This window comes from Streptomyces sp. CC0208 (genome assembly GCF_003443735.1).
Classification (GTDB): Bacteria; Actinomycetota; Actinomycetes; order Streptomycetales; family Streptomycetaceae; genus Streptomyces; species Streptomyces sviceus.
Window position 1 is genome coordinate 7960805 of record NZ_CP031969.1, and the last position, 19063, is coordinate 7979867.

At 70.3% G+C, this 19063-nt stretch carries 18 protein-coding genes and 2 pseudogenes; 13 read left to right on the forward strand and 7 right to left on the reverse strand.

Annotated elements, in window-relative coordinates; translation table 11 throughout:
• Positions 1 to 79: 79 nt before the first annotated feature.
• The gene (locus D1369_RS36555; RefSeq protein ID WP_118082860.1) at positions 80 to 2674 is read left to right on the forward strand and encodes a cellulosome protein; all 2595 of its coding nucleotides are present in this window, start codon (positions 80 to 82) and stop codon (positions 2672 to 2674) included.
• On the opposite strand, the gene D1369_RS36560 is transcribed toward D1369_RS36555, so the two are convergent.
• From D1369_RS36560 to D1369_RS36570, 3 genes are all read right to left on the reverse strand, one after another.
• On the reverse strand, positions 2671 to 3726 hold the full coding sequence (locus D1369_RS36560) for an aldo/keto reductase (protein ID WP_037899068.1): 1056 nt from the start codon (positions 3724 to 3726) through the stop codon (positions 2671 to 2673). The genes D1369_RS36555 and D1369_RS36560 overlap by 4 nt on opposite strands.
• Positions 3727 to 3830: 104 nt before the next feature.
• Positions 3831 to 5153 (reverse strand): diacylglycerol kinase family protein, encoded by a 1323-nt coding sequence (locus tag D1369_RS36565; protein WP_118082861.1) that lies wholly within the window; start codon positions 5151 to 5153, stop codon positions 3831 to 3833.
• A gap of 94 nt (positions 5154 to 5247) precedes the next feature.
• Positions 5248 to 5640: a VOC family protein gene (locus D1369_RS36570; protein ID WP_007380189.1), complete on the reverse strand. Its 393-nt coding sequence runs from the start codon at positions 5638 to 5640 to the stop codon at positions 5248 to 5250.
• 71 nt (positions 5641 to 5711) lie between these two features.
• Between D1369_RS36570 and D1369_RS36575 the strand changes: the two genes are divergently transcribed.
• The gene (locus tag D1369_RS36575; protein WP_037899064.1) at positions 5712 to 6248 is read left to right on the forward strand and encodes a GNAT family N-acetyltransferase; all 537 of its coding nucleotides are present in this window, start codon (positions 5712 to 5714) and stop codon (positions 6246 to 6248) included.
• A 3-nt stretch (positions 6249 to 6251) separates the two neighbouring features.
• On the opposite strand, the gene D1369_RS36580 is transcribed toward D1369_RS36575, so the two are convergent.
• Entirely contained in the window at positions 6252 to 6935 is a 684-nt protein-coding gene (locus D1369_RS36580; protein ID WP_007380187.1) for a glycerophosphodiester phosphodiesterase family protein, read from the reverse strand.
• A gap of 271 nt (positions 6936 to 7206) precedes the next feature.
• On the opposite strand from D1369_RS36580, the gene D1369_RS36585 reads away from it, so the two are divergent.
• From D1369_RS36585 to D1369_RS36610, 6 genes and pseudogenes are all read left to right on the forward strand, one after another.
• Entirely contained in the window at positions 7207 to 8604 is a 1398-nt protein-coding gene (locus D1369_RS36585; RefSeq protein ID WP_007380186.1) for a DUF6421 family protein, read from the forward strand.
• A gap of 35 nt (positions 8605 to 8639) precedes the next feature.
• Entirely contained in the window at positions 8640 to 9389 is a 750-nt protein-coding gene (locus tag D1369_RS36590; protein WP_050789671.1) for an SDR family oxidoreductase, read from the forward strand.
• Positions 9386 to 10459 (forward strand): low specificity L-threonine aldolase, encoded by a 1074-nt coding sequence (locus D1369_RS36595; protein ID WP_007380184.1) that lies wholly within the window; start codon positions 9386 to 9388, stop codon positions 10457 to 10459. Before D1369_RS36590 ends, D1369_RS36595 begins: the two co-directional genes overlap by 4 nt.
• Positions 10460 to 10489: 30 nt before the next feature.
• Positions 10490 to 10836, forward strand: a pseudogene (locus tag D1369_RS36600) (GNAT family N-acetyltransferase); the annotation flags it as partial.
• Positions 10837 to 10946: 110 nt separating this feature from the next.
• On the forward strand, positions 10947 to 11531 hold the full coding sequence (locus tag D1369_RS36605) for a transglutaminase domain-containing protein (protein WP_037899061.1): 585 nt from the start codon (positions 10947 to 10949) through the stop codon (positions 11529 to 11531).
• 7 nt (positions 11532 to 11538) lie between these two features.
• A pseudogene (locus tag D1369_RS36610) lies at positions 11539 to 12062 on the forward strand (cytoplasmic protein).
• Here D1369_RS36610 and D1369_RS36615 read toward each other — a convergent pair.
• Positions 12025 to 12753 carry a lysophospholipid acyltransferase family protein gene (locus D1369_RS36615; RefSeq protein WP_007380180.1) on the reverse strand — a complete coding sequence of 243 codons (729 nt, stop codon included), beginning with the start codon at positions 12751 to 12753 and terminating at the stop codon, positions 12025 to 12027. The pseudogene D1369_RS36610 and the gene D1369_RS36615 overlap by 38 nt on opposite strands.
• A gap of 183 nt (positions 12754 to 12936) precedes the next feature.
• Positions 12937 to 13353: a DUF4395 domain-containing protein gene (locus D1369_RS36620; RefSeq protein WP_007380179.1), complete on the reverse strand. Its 417-nt coding sequence runs from the start codon at positions 13351 to 13353 to the stop codon at positions 12937 to 12939.
• 75 nt (positions 13354 to 13428) lie between these two features.
• Here D1369_RS36620 and D1369_RS36625 point away from each other — a divergent pair, with 75 nt between their 5' ends.
• The 4 genes from D1369_RS36625 (at position 13429) to D1369_RS36640 (ending at position 16611) form a co-directional block, all read left to right on the forward strand.
• A complete protein-coding gene (locus D1369_RS36625) occupies positions 13429 to 13842 on the forward strand; it encodes a thioredoxin family protein (protein WP_007380178.1) in 414 nt (137 codons plus the stop codon).
• Between the two features lie 208 nt (positions 13843 to 14050).
• Positions 14051 to 14560, forward strand: a complete 510-nt coding sequence (locus D1369_RS36630) for a flavin reductase family protein (RefSeq protein ID WP_007380177.1) — start codon at positions 14051 to 14053, stop codon at positions 14558 to 14560.
• A gap of 227 nt (positions 14561 to 14787) precedes the next feature.
• Positions 14788 to 15576, forward strand: a complete 789-nt coding sequence (locus D1369_RS36635) for an electron transfer flavoprotein subunit beta/FixA family protein (RefSeq protein ID WP_007380176.1) — start codon at positions 14788 to 14790, stop codon at positions 15574 to 15576.
• Positions 15577 to 15648: 72 nt separating this feature from the next.
• Positions 15649 to 16611: an electron transfer flavoprotein subunit alpha/FixB family protein gene (locus D1369_RS36640; protein WP_007380175.1), complete on the forward strand. Its 963-nt coding sequence runs from the start codon at positions 15649 to 15651 to the stop codon at positions 16609 to 16611.
• Positions 16612 to 16669: 58 nt separating this feature from the next.
• On the opposite strand, the gene D1369_RS36645 is transcribed toward D1369_RS36640, so the two are convergent.
• Entirely contained in the window at positions 16670 to 17563 is an 894-nt protein-coding gene (locus D1369_RS36645; RefSeq protein ID WP_037899059.1) for an endonuclease/exonuclease/phosphatase family protein, read from the reverse strand.
• Between the two features lie 191 nt (positions 17564 to 17754).
• Here D1369_RS36645 and D1369_RS36650 point away from each other — a divergent pair, with 191 nt between their 5' ends.
• The gene (locus D1369_RS36650; RefSeq protein WP_007380173.1) at positions 17755 to 19059 is read left to right on the forward strand and encodes an aldolase/citrate lyase family protein; all 1305 of its coding nucleotides are present in this window, start codon (positions 17755 to 17757) and stop codon (positions 19057 to 19059) included.
• The last annotated feature ends 4 nt before the right edge of the window (positions 19060 to 19063 follow it).

Below are 19063 nucleotides of genomic sequence, written 5' to 3' on the forward strand. Positions count from 1 at the left end.
CACCCGCGCTTCCTACGTTCGTCCAGGTCGGTGCGGATCATCGACTGTCGTACGGAATACCGAACGAAGGAATGATGCCGTGGCAGCCGAAGGCCCCGCCCGCGAGAAGCTCACCATCGACCTCGGCACCGAGACCGGCCCCTTCCACGGGGGAGCGAGCGGCACGCTCTACGGTCTGTACGGCGACGGTGTGCCCAGCCGCGTGGTGGTCGAGGGCATGTACCCGCGGACGGTGACGACCAAGGCCCAGGACGGCACCCAGCATCCCGGGGGCGACGCCCTGGAGATCCTGCCGCCGTTCGTCGCGGCGGGCGGCAAGGACGTCTACGTCTATCTGACCGACTTCTACCGGGGGTTTCCGTACGAGTGGCCGGGCGCCACCGGCGAGGAGCGGCTCGCCGGGCATCTGGACGTGATCCGCAGCCAGGTCGAACACGTCCTGACCCTGGGGGAGTTGAGGTCCCACGTCGTGTACGTGCCGTTCAACGAGCCCGAGGGCAACATGTTCGGCGAGGGGGAGTGGAGCTACGACGGGGTGTCCTGGCGGACCGCGCCGGACCACTATTTCGCCGCCTGGGAAGCCGCACACCGCCTCATCAAGGACCTCGACCCGGACGCCCGCGTGGCCGGACCCAACACCTGCGTCCTGTACCCCGAGGTCAGGGACTTCCTGGAGTTCGCCAAAGCGCACGACGTACTGCCCGACATCGTCACCTGGCACGAACTGTCCTCGCCTGCCGAGGTCCGTACCAATGTCGCCAAGTATCGTGCACTGGAACGGGAGTTGGGCATCGGTCCGCTGCCCGTCAACATCAACGAGTACGCGCACAACTATCACGTCTCCGTCCCCGGGCAGATGATCCAGTGGATCGCCGCGATCGAGGAGTCGAAGGTCGACGCCGACCTCGCCTACTGGAACATCGCCGGCAACCTCAACGACTCGGCGGTGGAGGCGAACAAGGCCAACGGCCAGTGGTGGCTGTACAACGCCTACGGACAGCTGACCGGGAACACCGTCCGGGTCGTCGCCCCGCACCCCAACGAGCAGTACACCCTCCAGGGCGTGGCCACCCTCGACCGGGTCAAGCGCCAGGCCAGGGCGCTGTTCGGGGGCGCGGGCGGTACCGCGGACGTCGTGTTCGAGGGCGTGGACGCGGAGGTGTTCGGCACCGTGGTCCACCTGCGTCTCGTGGAGATCGCCTGGACGGGACAAGTGGGGTCCGGCGCACAGCCGTTGCGCCTGCTGGACGAGGAACTCCCGGTCCACGACGGCAAGGTGACGTTGCATCTCGCCGACCTGGACGCGATGTCCGCCTACCAGGCGATCCTGTCGCCGGGCGGCAACGGGGCCGTGACGCTGCCGTCCGCGGTGCGCTGGAGACGGACGTACGAGGCCGAGGACGCCACCTGGACGGGCGGCGGTTACTCGAAGAACGGGCCCGAGGGATCGCCGTTGGCCGTCGACCGGTTCGCGACCTCCGGCGGCTACCACGTGGGCGGGCTGCGCACCGGCTCCGACGGCGTGCTCGCCTTCGACGTCGAGGTCCCGGAGGACGGGACCTACGACCTGGCCGTCTTCGCGGGCTCCCACAACCTCGCCGAACTGGTGCGGGAGCAGGGTCCCACCAACGTCTTCCTGCGCGTCGACGGCGAGGACCCGCGCGAACTGCGGCTGCCGCTCGGCTACAAGTGGGCGGTGTGGGGCCACACCGACACCCGCGTGGAGCTGACCGCGGGCCCTCACCGGATCACCCTCGCCGCCCAGGACCCCGACCTCGGGCTCACCAAGGGGGACGCGGCCGTCGACAAGCTGGACGTCATGCTGCGGGAGAAGGACGAAACCGCGCTGTACGACGCCGAGTTCGCGGACCTCGGCGGCGGGGCCCGGGTCAGCCACGCGCACCGCGGCGCCTCGGGACCCGGGGTGGCGGTGCTCCCGCGGGGTGGCACCGTCACCTTCTGGGCGTACGCGGCCGACGACGGCGAAGCCTCCGTGACCGTCGACGTGCTCGGGCCCGGAGAGGGCGTGCTGAGCGTCAACGGCGAGGAGGTCGGGCGCGTCGAGCGCGGCGCCGTACCGCTCTTCCTCGCCGGAGGCGTCAACAAGATCACGGTCACCGGGAGCTCGGACCGGCTGATCGTGGACCGGCTGCGCGTCGCCCCCTCGCGCGGCCTGCTGCCCACGACCGTGTACGCCGCCGAGGAAGGCATCCTGACCGGCGCGGCGACGGTCACCGGGTACCCGTACGCCACCGGCGGCAAGGCGGTCGACGGCGTCGGTGCCGGGCCCGCGAACGCGCTCACCCTCACGGTCACGGCGGACCGCGCCGGACGGCACGCGCTGACGATCCGCTACTCCAACGGTGAGCAGCCCCCGTCCACCCACTACAACCCGGACCCCGTCTGCCGCCACGCCGACGTCTCCGTCAACGGCGCCCCCGCCCACCGCGTCCTGTTCCCCACCACCTTCCACTTCAACAACTTCTGGAACCTGTCCCTGCCGGTCACCCTGCGCCCGGGCCTCAACACGCTCACCTTCACCGCCGACGAACTCCCCGACTTCGCCGGGGACACCAGGAACGAGTTCGGCCAGCGCTCCGCCCACGCCCCCGTCATCGACCAGATCACGGTGACCCCGCTCGCGCCCACGGAGACCGAGGCGCGTCCCTTCTAGAGCACCTCGGTCGCGGTGCGCCGGTACCCCGAGCGCCGGTCGTCGATGGCCTGCCAGCGGTCGCCGTAGATGTTGCTGACGATGGCCGGCTCCCGTACGAAGTCGTGCGGGAAGCCGAGCGGCACCGCGCTCACCTCGTCCAGACGGGCGAGAGCGTCGGCGTCGAGACGGACGTCGACGCTGCCCAGGTTGTCGGCGAGCTGGCTCTCCCTGGTGGCCGCGACGATGGGCACGACGTTGCCGGGCCGGCCGAGCAGCCACGCCAGCGCCACCTGGGCCGGGCTCCAGCCACCCTGTTCGGCGATCTCCATGACGGCCGTGACGATCTGCTCCTGCTGCGGGCTCGGCTTGTCGCCGCCCCAGGTGTCCAGGCGGCCGGTCTCACCCCGCCGGTACTTGCCGGTCAGCTTCCCGCCCGCCAGCGGCGACCACGCCAGCACCGCCTGGCCGAAGGCCCGTGCCTGGGGGAGCAGTTCACGCTCCGGAGTGCGCTCCAGCAGGTTGTAGTGCAACTGTGAACCCGCGAAGGCGGTCCACCCCCGCAACTCCGCAAGGGTGCCGGCCTGCGCGATCTCCCAGGCGGGCCAGTCGGAGACCCCGACGTAGAGCACCTTGCCCGTGCGTACGAGGTCGTCGAGCGCCCGCATGACCTCCTCGACCGGCGTGAAGTTGTCGCGGGCGTGCACCCACAGGATGTCCAGCCGGTCGGTGCGCAGCCTGTCGAGACTCGCCTCCACCGACTGCACGAGGTTCTTGCGGTGGTTGCCCGCCGAGTTGACGTCCCCCGCACGGGTCCCGCAGGTGAACTTGCTGGCCAGCACGAACTCCTCACGCCGCCCGCCGAGCAGCTCGCCGAGGATGCGCTCCGAGGTGCCGCCCGAGTAGTTGTTCGCCGTGTCGACGAAGTTGCCGCCCGCGTCGGCGTAGGCGTCGAGAAGCCTGGCACTGGTCTCCTTGTCGGAGCCGTAGGCGGGATCCTCGCCCATGACCATCGCGCCGAGGCTCAGCTCGCTCACGCGCAGGCCGGTCTTGCCGAACAGTGTGTACCGCACGATCAGTTCCCCTTCAGGCAGGTCGTGCGTACGACGCTAGGAGCTGGAGCGCACTTCAACGCAACCCCCTTCCGGGACGGCGGCCAGTCGGCCGACGGCCCGCGTCACCCCCGTCCGGCCGGCGCCGCCAGCTTGCGCAACCGGCGCCAGTTCAGGCGGGGTTGTGCCGTCGGTACGCCCGGACGTTTCCTCGGGACGCGGACGCGAAGTGCCCCGGGGGCGATACGGCAGTGGACCGGGGCGGGCAGCACCAGGGCCTCGCCGTCGACGCCGACCTCGATCTCCGGGTGGTCGGCGTCGACGACCACCTCCCGCGCGGACAGCACCGCGAGACCCTGCGGAGCGGGGTCGAGGAGCAGCGCCGCCGCCTCGGCCGCACTGTCCACCCGGACACCGAGGACGCCGAGCAGCCCGGAATCGAGCCGCTCGCGGCGGCCGAGGCCCACGGGGTCACCGGTGCGGTAGGCGTTGTTGCTCACCAGCACGGCCTGCGGGCCGTCGATGGTGGTCGCGTCGATCCGCGCGGTCAGCTGCGGGCCGCGCTGCCGGGTGAGCAGATCGGGCAGGAGCTCCAGCGTGGTGCCGATCTTGTCGTCGCGGTAGGCGGGACTCTGGACGACCGCCGCGTACGCGCCGAAGGAGGCGTTGTTGACGAACGGACGGCCCGCCACGAAGCCGAGGTCCACCCGGAGTTCGACCCCGTCGGTGAGCGCGTCGAGGCAGGCCGAGGGGTCGGTGCGGTCGAGGCCGAGGTCCATGGCGAAGTGGTTGCGGGTGCCGGCGGAGACGACGAGGAACGGCAGGTCGTGTTCCGCGGCGACGGCGGCGACCAGCGCCTGGGTGCCGTCGCCGCCGGCGACGCCGAGCAGGTCCGCTCCCTCCGCCACGGCCGCCCGTGCCAGCGCGGTCACGTCCTGGTGTTCCTCCGGGTCCAGCAACACCACCTGGGCGCCCAGGTGTTCGGCCTTCTCCCGCAGCCGGAACTGCTCGACCTTCCCGCCTCCGGAGCGGGGGTTCATGATCAGGAAGGGGCGCCGCACGGACCGCGCCCGGTGCTCCTTCATCCGCTTCGGTCGGGTACCTGCGCTGCGCAGCGCGTACCGTCCGCTCCACACGGCCACGCTCCACAGCACCGGCGTCAGCAGGATCACCCATCCCAGGGTGACCACGAACAGGACCAGGACGAGCGCGGGGGTGACGACCGTGAGGCCCGCCGCCAGCCAGCGCTCCGGGCCGCGCCGCGTCAGCGTCCACCACACCGCCGCCGCCGTGACGGCCGCGCCCGCGAGCCCGGCGGCCAGCAGCAGAACGCCGCCGAGGCCGCCGTAGGCGAGAGGGAGCAGGACCGCGAGGGCGGCCGTCGCCAGGGACGTCCTGGCCGCCCATCTCTGCCTGCGAAAGGCCGGGGCGTTCAGGTCCACGCTCATGTGCTCCTCCACTGCTCGGCGCCCTCCGGCCACGGCGGTCGGCGGAGCATATCCAAGTCGTCGAAACGACCGGCACCGTGTGGGGGTACCGGGCTCAGGTTCCCGGCCGGTACCGGATCGGATGGTCCGCCGGCACCTCCACCAGCACGATCGGGGTGCCGTCCGGGTCCGCCACCCACATCTCGACGAGCCCCCACGGTTCCCTGACCGGCGGCCGTACGATCTCGACACCCTTGGCCAGAAGCTCCTCGTGCGCCGCGGTCACGTCCGGGACCTGGAGCCACAGCCGGACGTCCGCGGCCGGCGGCGCCTCGGAGCGTCCCGACAGCTCCAGGAACCCACCGCCGAGGAAGTAGACGGTGCCCCGCTCCGGGCCCGTACCGAACTCGCGGTATACGGCGAGGCCCAGCTGGTCGCCGTAGAAGACTCGGGAACGCTCCGGATCCGTTGGCCGCAGCAGGACGCGGCCACTCAGTACGTGCACCATGCGGGCGAGCCTATCCGGGGCGTTACTCTCGACTCTGCCCCAGTCGTGCCTCTGAAGTGGAGATGCGCCCCATGGAGACCACCGCCGGCCTCACTTTCCGTGACGCCACCGACGCCGACGTGGACACGCTGGTCGCGCTGGTCGAGTCGGCGTACCGCGGCGAGGACAGCCGGGCCGGGTGGACCACCGAGGCGGACATCCTGGAGGGGCAGCGGACGGACCCGGAGGGTGTGCTGGCGGTCATCAAGTCGCCCGACAGCAGGCTGCTGACCGTGGAGCGGGACGGGCAGGTCGTCGCCTGCTGCCAGCTCGAACACCGGGGCACCCACGCGTACTTCGGGATGTTCGCGGTCAGCCCGAGCCTTCAGGGCGGCGGCCTCGGCAAGGTGATCATCGCGGAGGCGGAGCGCATCGCGCGGGAGACCTGGGGTGTCACCGAGATGCACATGACCGTGATCTCCGTGCGCGAGGACCTCATCGCCTGGTACGAGCGGCGCGGCTACCGCCGTACGGGACAGATGACGCCCTTCCCGTACGGCGACGAGCGCTTCGGACTTCCGCAGCGCGAGGACCTGCAGTTCGAGCTGCTGGTCAAGAAGTTCGCCTGATCGTCACGCCGTGAAGCGGCCGGTGCGCTTGATCTCCGGGTAGTCGGTCGTCGCGCCGTCCAGCCCCAGGGCCCGTACCAGCCGCAGCTGGTCCTGGGTGTTCACCACCCAGCCGATGATCTTCAGGTCCGCCTTGCGGGCCGCCTGCACGACCTCCAGGGTCAGCCGGCGGATGTTCAGGCAGACCGTCTCCGCACCGGCCTCGACGGCGCGCTCCACGATGTCGGGGCCGAACCGGCTGCCGATGAGCGCGGTCCGTACGCCGGGCACCAGCCGGCCGATCTCGGCGATCGCCTCGTCGTGGAACGAGGAGACCTCGACCCGGGAGACCAGATCCCGCCGGAGCAGGACCTCCGCCAGCGCGCGGGCCGCCCCGAGGTCCTTGATCTCGGCCTGGAGCGGCGATCGCACGGCGTCCAGGACCTCCTCGAACACCGGGACGTGTTCCCCGCGGCCCGCGTCCAGGGCGCGCAGTTCGCTGAGGGTCTTCTCGGCGATCGGGCCGGTTCCGTCGGTCGTGCGGTCCACGTCGGTGTCGTGCATGACGACGAGGGCGCCGTCCTTGCTCAGATGCAGATCGAGTTCGATGACGTCGAGGCCGGCCTGCTGGGCGGCGACGAAGGAACGGAGGGTGTTCTCGGGTTCGGTACCCATGACTCCGCGATGACCGATGGTAAGGAAGTTCAAGGTTCAACTCGCTTCCGTCGACGGCGGCTCGGTGCAGAGCCGCAGCCTAACGGCTACGCCGCGTGAGGGACCCGTGCGTGCGCGAGGGATCGCGGGGGCGGACGGGGGAGTGGGCACGGTTACCCGGAATCGCTGCGTTCATGGCGCTCGACAGGAAAAAGTTCGGTGACCATTGGGTTGCGCAGGACAACTTCCCGAGGCTCCTCTTGCTGGGAGGAAGCTCGTATGTATACGGTCTCCGTACGTGAGGTTCTCCCGTGGAGGATGGGGCATGACGGAAATTCTTGTGCAGGCGGCGTCGGAGGAGCGGATTCCTCCCATGGCAAGGGTGGTGGAGCGCCCGGCATGGCCTGTGCTCAAGGATGCCGTGGAGCGGATCCGGCCATGGCAGTCCAAGGACGGGTCGATCGACTTCGAGGCCGAGGGTGCGCCTACCCGCGAGGACGCCGAGACCGCCGTACGGCGTGTCGTCGAGGCCGTGCAGGAGCTGTCACCGCTGCTGCCGCACGACGCCGACTACCACGCCGCGCTCGTCAAGGACCTCCTGCGCTGGTCCGAGGGCGGCTTCGAGGTACCCGACTTCCTCGACTCCCTGCTGGCCTTCCAGCCCGCCGCGAACCGCGCTGACGGCCTCCAGCACCTGGTCGTCTTCCCGATGTACACGCAGAACGGCAACCCCGACCGCAACCTGGAGGCGGTCGTGCTGCGCATGGTCTGGCCCGAGTGGCTGGCCGAGCTGGAGCGCACCCGCTACGACAACCCCCTGTTCTGCGGCATCAAGTTCGAGGACTTCACGGCCGGCTACGACACCAACTCGGCCGTCCTCTTCCCGGAGACCATCGCCGTGCGCGAGGCGCCTGAACGTTTCTCCTGGGGCGGCATCTTCTGCGACCGCGAGGCCGCCCGCTTCCGCCGGGTCACCGACGCGGCCGTCGACATCCTGGGCCTGGAGCTGCCCGAGGACATCGCCGCGATGGTCCACGACCAGAAGCGCTGCGAGGAGGCCTTCGTCCTGTGGGACATGGTCCACGACCGCACCCACAGCCACGGCGACCTGCCCTTCGACCCGTTCATGATCAAGCAGCGCCAGCCGTTCTGGATGTACGGCCTCGAGGAGCTCCGCTGCGACCTCACCGCCTTCAAGGAGGCCGTGAAACTGCAGGCCGACGGCGTCCCGCAGGCCCGTGACGTGCAGTACGCGGTCCTCTTCGACCGCATGTTCCGTTTCCCGGTCACCGGCGAGCGCGTGCGCAACTACGACGGCCTCGGCGGCCAGCTCCTCTTCGCCTACCTGCACCAGCACGACGTCGTCCGCTGGACCGACAACAAGCTGTTCATCGACTGGCAGCGCGCCTCCGTGGTCACCAACCAGCTGTGCGCCGAGATCGAGGACCTGTACCGAGCGGGCATCGACCGCCCGAAGCTCGTCCACTGGTTCGCCGCGTACGACCTGGTGTCGCAGTACCTCGCCCCGCACCCGGGCTCCAAGTGGGCCAAGGGTCCCGACGCCCTGGACCTGTCGCTGCCGCCCCGGAAACTCGTCGATGACGTGCTTCCGGACGAGTTTCCGCTGAGCATGTTCTATGAGGCCCTCTCCAAGAAGCTCAAGAACGTGATCGCCTCCACGCGGGGCATCACGGCGGAGAGTGCCGAGCGGGTCGCCGCGTGAGCGACCGCACCACAACAGCTCAGGAGGCGAAGCGCATGGTGGGGAACGGAGCTCTCAGCGGTGCGGTGATCGCGGTGGCGGGCGCGGGCGGTCCCGCGGGCCGCGCGACACTGCTGCGACTCGCCGAGGCGGGCGCGACCGTCGTCGGCGCGGACAACGACCCGGAGCGGCTCGCGGAGGCCGTCGACGCGGCGAGCTACGCCTCGGGCGGCGCCACCGTGACCGGTGAGCCGGTCGACCTGCTCGACCTGGAGTCCACCCGCGACTGGGCCGCGCACATCGAGAAGGACTTCGGCCGGGTCGACGGCCTGGTCCACCTCGTCGGCGGCTGGCGCGGCAGCGAGACCTTCATCAAGTCGAGCCTGGACGACTGGGACTTCCTGGAGCTGCTGCTCATCCGTACCGTGCAGCACACCTCCCTGGCCTTCTTCGAGGGCCTGCAGCGCAGCGAGCGCGGCCGCTATCTCCTGATCAGCGCCGCCGGCGCGACGAAGCCCACGGCGGGCAACGCCTCGTACGCCGCCGCCAAGGCCGCCGCCGAGGCCTGGACGCTCGCTCTCGCCGACGCCTTCCGCAAGGCCGGGGGCGCCGACGGGCCGACCTCCGCGGCTGCGATCCTGGTGGTGAAGGCACTGGTGCACGAGGCCATGCGCGCCGAGCGGCCCAACGCGAAGTTCGCGGGCTTCACGGACGTCAAGGATCTGGCCGAGGCGATCGCCGGTGTCTGGGACAAGCCCGCCGCCGAAGTGAACGGAAACCGTCTGTGGCTCACCGAGAAGCCGTGAACCCGACCGCCTTTACGCAGGCTCGACGCCATCACGACCCGGACGTCCGCGGCTTCGCCAGCGACAACTACGCCGGGGCCCACCCGGAGGTGCTCGCCGCCCTGGCCCTCGCCAACGGCGGGCACCAGGTCGCGTACGGCGAGGACGACTACACCGAGAACCTCCAGCGGATCGTCCGCAGCCACTTCGGTGCCACGGCCGAGGCGTTCCCGGTCTTCAACGGCACCGGCGCCAACGTCGTCGCGCTCCAGGCGGTCACCGACCGCTGGGGCGCGGTGATCTGCGCCGAGAGCGCGCACATCAACGTGGACGAGGGCGGCGCCCCCGAGCGCATGGGCGGCCTCAAGCTGCTCACCGTGCCCACCCCGGACGGCAAGCTCACGCCCGAGCTGATCGACAAGCAGGCCTGGGGCTGGGAGGACGAGCACCGGGCGATGCCGCAGGTCGTCTCGATCACCCAGTCCACCGAGCTCGGCACCCTCTACACGCCCGACGAGATCCGCGCGATCTGCGACCACGCCCACGCGCACGGCATGAAGGTCCATCTGGACGGCTCCCGCATAGCCAACGCGGCCGCCTCCCTGGACGTCCCCATGCGCACGTTCACCAACGCGGTGGGCGTCGACATCCTCTCTCTGGGCGGGACCAAGAACGGCGCCCTGTTCGGCGAGGCGGTCGTCGTGATCAACCAGGACGCGGTCTCCCACATGAAGCACCTGCGCAAGCTGTCCATGCAGCTCGCCTCCAAGATGCGTTTCGTGTCGGTGCAGTTGGAGGCCCTGCTCGCCAAGGACCTGTGGTTGCGCAACGCCCGTCACGCCAACGAGATGGCCCAGCGCCTGGCCGAGGGCGTCCGTGCCGTCCACGGCGTCGAGATCCTCTACCCGGTCCAGGCCAACGGCGTCTTCGCCAAGCTCCCGCACGACGTGAGCGAGCGCCTCCAGAAGCGCTTCCGCTTCTACTTCTGGGACGAGGCCGCGGGCGTCGTCCGCTGGATGTGCGCCTTCGACACCACCGAGGACGACGTGGACGCGTTCGTGGCGGCGCTGAAGGAGGAGATGGCGCGCTAGGCCGCAGGCCGCCTGGGCTTGCATGCCGGTGTGGACACCACACAGCCCCGGGTCCGGCCGAGAACCGATGACGACGTCGAAGCATGCGTACGGGCCCTGGCGGAGGTTCACCGCCGCGCCGGCTGTCCGCTGAACTGGCCCGCCCGCCCGGGGCATTGGCTGTCACAGGCTTCGGCGCTGGGCAGCTGGATCGCCGCCTGGACGGCCGGGTGGCGGGTCACGTCAGCCTGTCCCGCGCCGACGAAGGCGACATGGCCCCCGTCCTTTGGAGCGAGCGCAACGGTACGAGCGGGGAACAGGCCGCGGTGGTCGGCCGGTTGTTCGTCGCCCCGTGGGCGAGAGGGCACGGGATCGGTGCCCTGCTGATCGGTCGAGCAGCGGTGGAGCGCGATCCAGGTGGTGTCCGTCCACTGCTGCTCTGTATAAATATACAGAGCCACGTAAATCAATTGACCGCTGGGTGATCGTCTTTCTATGCTCTGCGGGCATGGAGCTGATCCAGAACACCCCCGACCTTTCCGCGTACTTGGCCGCCGACGAGGTCATCGACCATGACCACCCGATCGTCCGGGAGGTGGCCGCACATCTCGCCGAAGAGGCGGTCGACTCGTATGCCTATGCGCGGCTGGCCTTCGAGTTCGTCCGCGACACGATCCCGCACTCCCAGGACTCCGGCGACCTCCGCGTCACCTGGCGGGCCTCCGACGTCCTGGAGCAGGGCACCGGTATCTGTTACGCCAAGGCCCACGCGCTGGCCGCCCTGCTGCGCGCCGAGGACATCCCCACCGCGCTCTGCTACCAGAAGTTCGACGTGGTGCACGGCCTGGTCGCCGTCCGGTTCAACGGCGCGTGGCACCGCCAGGACCCTCGGGGCAACAAGCCGGGTGTGGACGCCCAGTTCTCCCTCGACGGCGAGCGGCTGGCCTTCACGCCCGAACCGGGGTCCAATGAGATGGACTATCCGGTCCTGTACGCCGAACCGCACTCGGCCGTTCTGAGCGTCCTCAAGGCCGCCCCCGACCGGCCGTACCTCTGGAAGACGCTCCCCACCGCACTCCGAGGCACTCGATGACCTCTCCCTGGCCGTGTCCGACGAGGTGCGCGCTCTCGCGCCCGGCTTCGCACATGTCGCCGTCAAGGCCCACGGACTCGTCAACGGGCCAGCACCGAAGCCAGTTCGGCGCTGCTCGACGACGCGGCCCGCCGGCTCGCCGTACGACTGGACGGGCGCGCCCCGCAGGAGGACCCGCACATGGCGGCCTGGCGGGTCTGCACGGCGTTCGGCTCCAAGCCGTCGCGCGCCTTCGTCCCCGTCGGCGGTGAGGACCTCGACCGCGTCCAGGGCGGGACGCGCCTCGTCCGGGCCTGGCGGGACGAGGCCGGCGTGACGTGCCGTCGCTGGAACTGGCGCCAGGGTCCTCGCCCCCGGCTCACCGAGGAGACGGTCTCGGGCGTCTTCCTGCTGGAGGCCATGGCCCCGATGCCGCGTGCCGACATGGAGAGGGCGGCCACCGAACTGGCCGAACTGCTGGAGAAGTTCGGTCCGGGGGCGTGGATCGAGGTGGCTACCGCGCCTCTGCCTCGCGCACCTGCTCCGGAGTAGGTGCCGTACCCCCGAGATGCGCCGGCATCCACCAGGTGTCGTCCGGCCCCTTGGGGCGCACGGGGTAGGCGCGCTGGGCGGCTTCCAGCAACTCGTTGACCCGCTCGCGCAGCTGCCGGGTGATCGCCCCCGCGTACTTGTCGCGGGGCGCCGCGACCGCCTCGCCGACCCGCATGGTGATCGGGATGTGGCTGCGCTTGAAGTTGCGGGGGTGCCCCTTGGTCCACAGCCGCTGGGTGCCCCAGACGGCCATCGGGATCAGGGGCACGCCGGCCTCCTGTGCCATCCGCGCCGCACCCGACTTGAAGCTCTTCAGCGTGAAGGACTGCGAGATCGTCGCCTCCGGGAAGACCCCGACGATCTCGCCCGAGCGCAGCGACTCCAGAGCGTGCGCGTACGCCGTCTCGCCCTGTGTGCGGTCGACCGGGATGTGCTTCATCCCGCGCATCAGCGGGCCCGAGACCTTGTGGCGGAAGACGGACTCCTTCGCCATGAAACGCACGAGACGCTTCTGCGGGAGCGCGGCCAGGCCGTTGAAGACGAAGTCCAGATAGCTGATGTGGTTGCTCACCAGCACGGCGCCGCCCGAGCGCGGGATGTTCTCCGAACCCTTGCAGTCGATCTTGAGATCCCAGGCCTTGAACAGGGCCTGGGCGAATCCGACGACGGGACGGTAGACAAACTCGGCCATGGGCGGGGTGAGCCCTTCCTGCTCTGCCCGGGAAGTTCCCGGCATTAAGTTACGCAGCCGTAGGTTTACGGCATCTCGCAGATCGTGCCCGAAGAACGGGCGGGTAGCCAGTCCTGGTGCCCGCCCGCGGCGAGATTCTCGTCACGTCTGCCCGGTGATCCACCTTGGGCTTTTAAACCGCCTTTACTCCGCGCGTACCGCCACCCGCCGCACGAGCAGGTACATCTCGCATCCCAGGCAGTACCCGAAGGTGGCGTTGAGGAACGCTGCCGCGAGCGCCGCGCCGGTGGCGGCGAGCCCGAGCCACTCCGGTCCGATCCCGTATCCCACGAGCCCGAGGGCCGCGAAAACCAGGCCCACGGCCTGCGCGAACCGTGGCGGCTCCGGCGCCTCGAACTCGGTCGGCGGCCCGATCCGCGGCCGTACGGCCCTGCGGAACAGCAGGCCGTACGGTGAGCGGCCCACCCCGCCCGCCGCGCCCAGCGCGAACGCCAGCGTCTGCCAGGCCAGCAACCAGACGCTGCCCGTGATCAGAACGGCCGCCAGCACGACGGTCGTCACGGCCGCGCCGAAACGCGGCCCCCTTGCATCGATGTCCATGAATCAAGCATTCCGCAACGGAAAGACAGGGGGGAGTCGGGAATCTTTGCAGTCTCGTGAATGCTTGTGCGGGTGATGACCGGACTGGTGGTGTGCGTGGCGGTGCTCGCGGCGGCGAGCGCATACGGAGTGCTGCAACGGCGGCGGAGCGGGAGAGTGCGGGTGCGCGAGCGCGATGACGGCAAGAGGCTCGGGGCGGCCGAGTTGGGCGAGGACCTCGGTGAGCGCGCCACTCTCGTCCAGTTCTCCAGTGCCTTCTGCGCGCCCTGCCGGGCGACCCGGCGGGTGCTCGGCGAGGTCGCCGGCCTGGTCCCGGGCGTGGCCCATGTCGAGATCGACGCGGAGAAGAACCTCGACCTGGTCCGTGCGCTCGACATCCTCAAGACGCCGACCGTGCTGGTCCTCGACGCCGACGGCAGGGTCGTGCGGCGGGCCACCGGCCAGCCGCGCAAGGCGGACGTCATCGCGGCGATCGGGGAGGCGGTTTGACACCGGGTGTGTGCACGGTGAGGCATCTCCCATATGCCGGAACCCACTTGACTGTGCACCACACCTATCGTCAGCCTGACCGTATGCCTACGGAACTCCTTCTGTTCGGGCGGGTCCACGTCGACCTCGCCCGCACCGCGAGCGCGCGCTGTCCGGCCTGTTGAGCAGTCACGGTCCGGCTCGACACTCCTCGCAGAAGGAACACCCCATGACGGCCACGTCCGACCTCGGCAGCCCCCAGCTCGCCTCCCCCGACCTCCTGCGCTCCGTCTTCCGGCGGCACGCGGCGGGAGTCGCGGTGATCACCGCGCACGGTGACGCCGGCCCCGTCGGCTTCACCGCCACCTCGCTCGCCTCGGTCTCCGCCGAACCTCCCATGCTGTCCTTCGGGATCGGGACCGGCGCCTCCAGCTGGCCCGCGATATCCCGGGCCGACCACGTCGGCGTACACATACTCGGCGAGCACCAGGAGGAGCTGGCGGCCACCTTCGCCCGCAGCGGCGCCGACCGTTTCGGCGCGCCCACCGCATGGCGCGAGGGGCCCGAAGGCGTCCCCGTCCTCGACGGCGTGCTGGCCTGGCTGGTGTGCCGGGTCCACGCGCGCGTGCCCGCCGGTGATCACCGCATCGTGCTGGCCGAGGTGCGGTTCGGAGACCCGGCCGGCGTCGGCAGGCCGCTGCTCTACCACCAGGGCCGGTTCAACGGCCTGCGCGACTGATCGGCTCACCGACACGTCCCGCCGTGCTGCGGGGCCGTCGAGTTCCGATTACGCTGCGTTGCGAAGGTCACAGTTCAAAGCGCTTGCTTAGCGGGCAGGAACTGGATGTACTGGTGAGTAATATTGCGGTCGGAGCGCAGCCCGCCCCGACCGGGATCGGCCGCTTGGGGCGCCTATGCTGCCTGCAAGAGGCAGCCGAAAAATGACGATGCAGTAGGAGAGCCGGCGTGAGCTTGAGGATCGTTGTCACTGTGAAGTACGTGCCCGACGCCACCGGCGACCGGCACTTCGCCGATGACCTGACCGTCGACCGGGACGACGTGGACGGTCTGCTCTCCGAGCTCGATGAGTACGCGGTCGAGCAGGCGCTGCAGATCTCCGAGAACTCCGACGACGACGTCGAGGTCACGGTCCTGACCGTCGGCCCCGAGGACGCCAAGGACGCGCTGCGCAAGGCGCTGTCCATGGGCGCCGACAAGGCCATCCACGTCGAGGACGACGACCTGCACGGCACCGACGTCATCGGTACCTCCCTGGTGCTGGCCAAGGCCATCGAGAAGGCCGGCTACGACCTGGTGATCTCCGGCCTGGCCTCCACCGACGGCACCATGGGCGTCGTCCCGGCCCTGCTGGCCGAGCGCCTGGGCGTCCCGCAGATCACGCTGCTCTCCGAGGTCTCCCTCGAGGACGGCACCGTCAAGGGCCGCCGTGACGGCGACGCCGCTTCGGAGCAGCTGGAGGCCTCTCTCCCGGCCGTGGTCTCGGTCACCGACCAGTCGGGCGAGGCGCGTTACCCCTCCTTCAAGGGCATCATGGCGGCCAAGAAGAAGCCGGTGGAGTCCTGGGACCTGTCCGACCTGGACCTGGAGGCCGGTCAGGTCGGCCTGGAGGGCGCCTACACCACGGTCGACTCCGCCACGGAGCGTCCGGCCCGCACGGCCGGCACGATCGTCAAGGACGAGGGCGAGGGCGGCAAGCAGCTCGCCGAGTTCCTCGCGAGCCAGAAGTTCATCTGAGGGTTCTGGCCCGCTGAGGCTCAACCCCCTTACCGCCCCTCAAGCCTTCGCAATCCGCAGGAGAGCATTCCCATGGCTGAAGTTCTCGTCTATGTCGACCACGTGGACGGTTCCGTCCGCAAGCCCACCCTGGAGCTGCTGACCCTGGCCCGCCGCGTCGGCGAGCCCGTCGCCGTCGCGCTCGGTGCCGGTGCCGCCGACACCGCCGCCGTCCTGGGCGCGCACGGCGCCGTCAAGGTCCTCACCCACGACGCCTCCGAGTACGCCGACTACCTCGTCGTACCCAAGGTCGACGCCCTCCAGGCGGCCGTCGAGGCCGTCTCCCCGGCCGCCGTGCTGGTGCCGTCCTCCGCCGAGGGCAAGGAGATCGCCGCCCGTCTGGCGCTGCGCATCGGCTCCGGCATCATCACCGACGCCGTCGACCTGGAGGCCGGCGACGAGGGCCCGGTGGCCACCCAGTCGGTGTTCGCCGCCTCCTTCACCACCAAGTCCCGCGTCTCCAAGGGCACACCGGTCATCACGGTGAAGCCCAACTCCGCCGCCGTCGAGGCCGCCCCGGCCGACGCCGCGGTCTCGGAGCTGAGCGTGACCTTCTCCGCGCAGGCCACCGGCACCAAGGTGACCGGCCGTACCCCGCGCGAGTCGACCGGGCGTCCGGAGCTGACCGAGGCCGCGATCGTGGTCTCCGGCGGCCGCGGCGTCAACGGCTCCGAGAACTTCGCGATCATCGAGGCCCTCGCCGACTCCCTCGGTGCGGCCGTCGGCGCCTCGCGTGCCGCGGTGGACGCGGGCTGGTACCCGCACACCAACCAGGTCGGCCAGACCGGCAAGTCCGTCTCGCCGCAGCTGTACATCGCCAACGGCATCTCCGGTGCGATCCAGCACCGCGCCGGCATGCAGACCTCGAAGACGATCGTCGCGGTCAACAAGGACGCCGAGGCCCCGATCTTCGACCTCGTCGACTACGGCGTCGTCGGCGACCTCTTCGACGTGGTCCCCGCCCTCACCGAGGAGATCAAGACCCGCAAGGGCTGATCCCGCTCCGGGCGTACGAGGCCCCCGTGACCGCCGACGCGGTCGCGGGGGCCTCGGCTCATCCCAGGGTCAGCGTGGCCTGCACCGGCAGGTGGTCGCTCGGGAACTGCCCGTCCATCGCGAAGGTGTTGATGACGGCCCGCTGCACGGTCGTGCCGGGGGTGGCGAGGATCCAGTCGATGCGGTCGCCGTCGGGGGTGAGGGGTCTGTAGCCGTGGAAGGTGGCGTACAGCCTGCTGCGTTCGGCGGCCGCGTCCCAGGTGTCGACGAGTCCCGTCGCGAGCAGGGTGTCGTACGCCCGGTTGTCGTGGGCCTCGGCGTTGAAGTCGCCGGTCACGAGGACCGGTGACGTGCGGTCGAACTCGGCGATCCGCCGGCTGAGGAACTGTGCCGAACGCTCGCGCGCGTACTGGCTCACATGGTCGAAATGGGTGTTGAGGACGTAGAACTCCCGTCCGCCGGCGGCCCGGTCGCGGAAGCGGACCCAGGTGACGATCCGGGGGAGGGCGGCGCCCCAGGTGTTCGAGCCGACGACCCGGGGAGTGTCGGAGAGCCAGAGCGTGTCGTGCTCGACGGGGGCCAGGCGCCGGGTGTCGTAGAAGACCGCCGTGGACTCGTCGTGGCTGCCGCCCTCGCGGCCGGTGCCGATCCAGTCGTAGTGCGCTCCCAGGTCGGAGTGGATGTCGAGGAGCTGCTGGTAGAGGCCCTCCTGGGTGCCCAGCACGGTGGGCGCCTCCTGGCGCAGGAGTTGGCGCATCACCGGGCGGCGGACGGCCCAGCTGTTGGGTTCGGAGGTACTGGCGAAGCGCAGATTGAACGTCATGACATCGAGTCGGCGGCGGTACGGCTTGGCGGCGGAGGCCGGCAGCGTGCCCATCAGCGGCACGGTGACGGCGGCGGCCACGGCGGTTCTGAGGCCCATGCGACGCGTCATTCTGTGGGTGTCCGACATGTTGTTTCCCTCCCGACGGGACAGGATGAATGGTCGAGCCGGTGTGCGGTAGACGGCGTAGGGGATCTCGGCACCTTGCGTGAACGTGACGGCTCATGCTGTGGACGGGGTGTTGACCCTCGGGAGGCATCGCGGATAACTTCGCTCTACGGATTGTTGATTCCGTAGAGCGGAAAACAGGAGGGTGTGGGATGGGTCAGGGCCAGCAGGAGCAGGTGGCGACAAGCCTCGCGGGAGCCGTCAGCGAGGAGATCAGCGCCTCCCTCGCGCCGGTCGACGCGGAACTGGAGCGCCGCTACCCCGGAGACCCCGGCACCCGCCAGCCCGTGCACACCGTCTACGTCCCCGGTGACGCCTTCGCCGTCGACACCATCCGCTCCTGGGGCGAGAAGGCCCTCACGGCCCTCGACACCCACGCCCCGGACGCCGCGTCCTTCGCCGCCGTCCTCGGGCTGTCCGACGAACTCGCCGAGCCCGTCCACGCGCGCGTGCGGGCCAAACTGGAGCACGAGCCGATCGAGGACCTGCGCGTCGACTTCGAGGACGGCTACGGCCCGCGCCCGGACGTCGAGGAGGACGAGACGGCGGCCCGCGCGGCCCGGCTGATCGCCGAGGCGTACCAGAACGGCACGGCGGCGCCGTACATGGGCATCCGCATGAAGTGCATGGAGGCCGCGGTCCGGGACCGGGGCATCCGGACCCTCGACGTCTTCCTCACCGGTCTGATGGTCGCCGGTGGCCTGCCCGAGGGGCTGGTGCTGACCCTGCCGAAGGTGACCTACGCCGAACAGGTCACCGCGTTCGCCCGGCTCCTGGAGGCCTTCGAGAAGACCCACGGCCTGGACTCCGGCCGGCTGGGGTTCGAGATCCAGATCGAGACCAGTCAGTCCATCCTGGCCACCGACGGCACCGCCACCGTCGCCCGCATGATCCAGGCCGCCGAGGGCCGCGCCACCGGACTGCACTACGGCACCTTCGACTACAGCGCCTGCCTCGGGGTCTCCGCCGCCTACCAGGCCAGCGACCACCCCGCGGCCGACCACGCCAAGGCGATCATGCAGGTCGCGGCCGCGGGCACCGGCGTACGGGTCTCGGACGGGTCCACGAACGTCCTGCCGATCGGGCCGACGGCCAAGGTCCACGACGCCTGGCGGCTGCACTACGGCCTGACGCGCCGGGCCCTGGCCCGCGCCTACTACCAGGGCTGGGACATGCACCCAGGCCACCTCCCCACCCGCTACGCGGCCGTGTTCGCCTTCTACCGCGAGGGCTTCGAGCAGGCCGCCGACCGTCTCGCCCGGTACGCCAACCGGGCCGGCGGCGACGTCATGGACGAGCCCGCGACCGCCAAGGCGCTCAGCGGCTATCTGCTGCGCGGTCTCGACTGCGGCGCCCTGGACATCGGTGAGGTCGCGCGGCTGACCGGCCTGACCCGGGCCGATCTGGAGGGCTACGCTGCGCCCCGGCGCGGTGATCTGACCGCCTCCACGAAATAGTCTC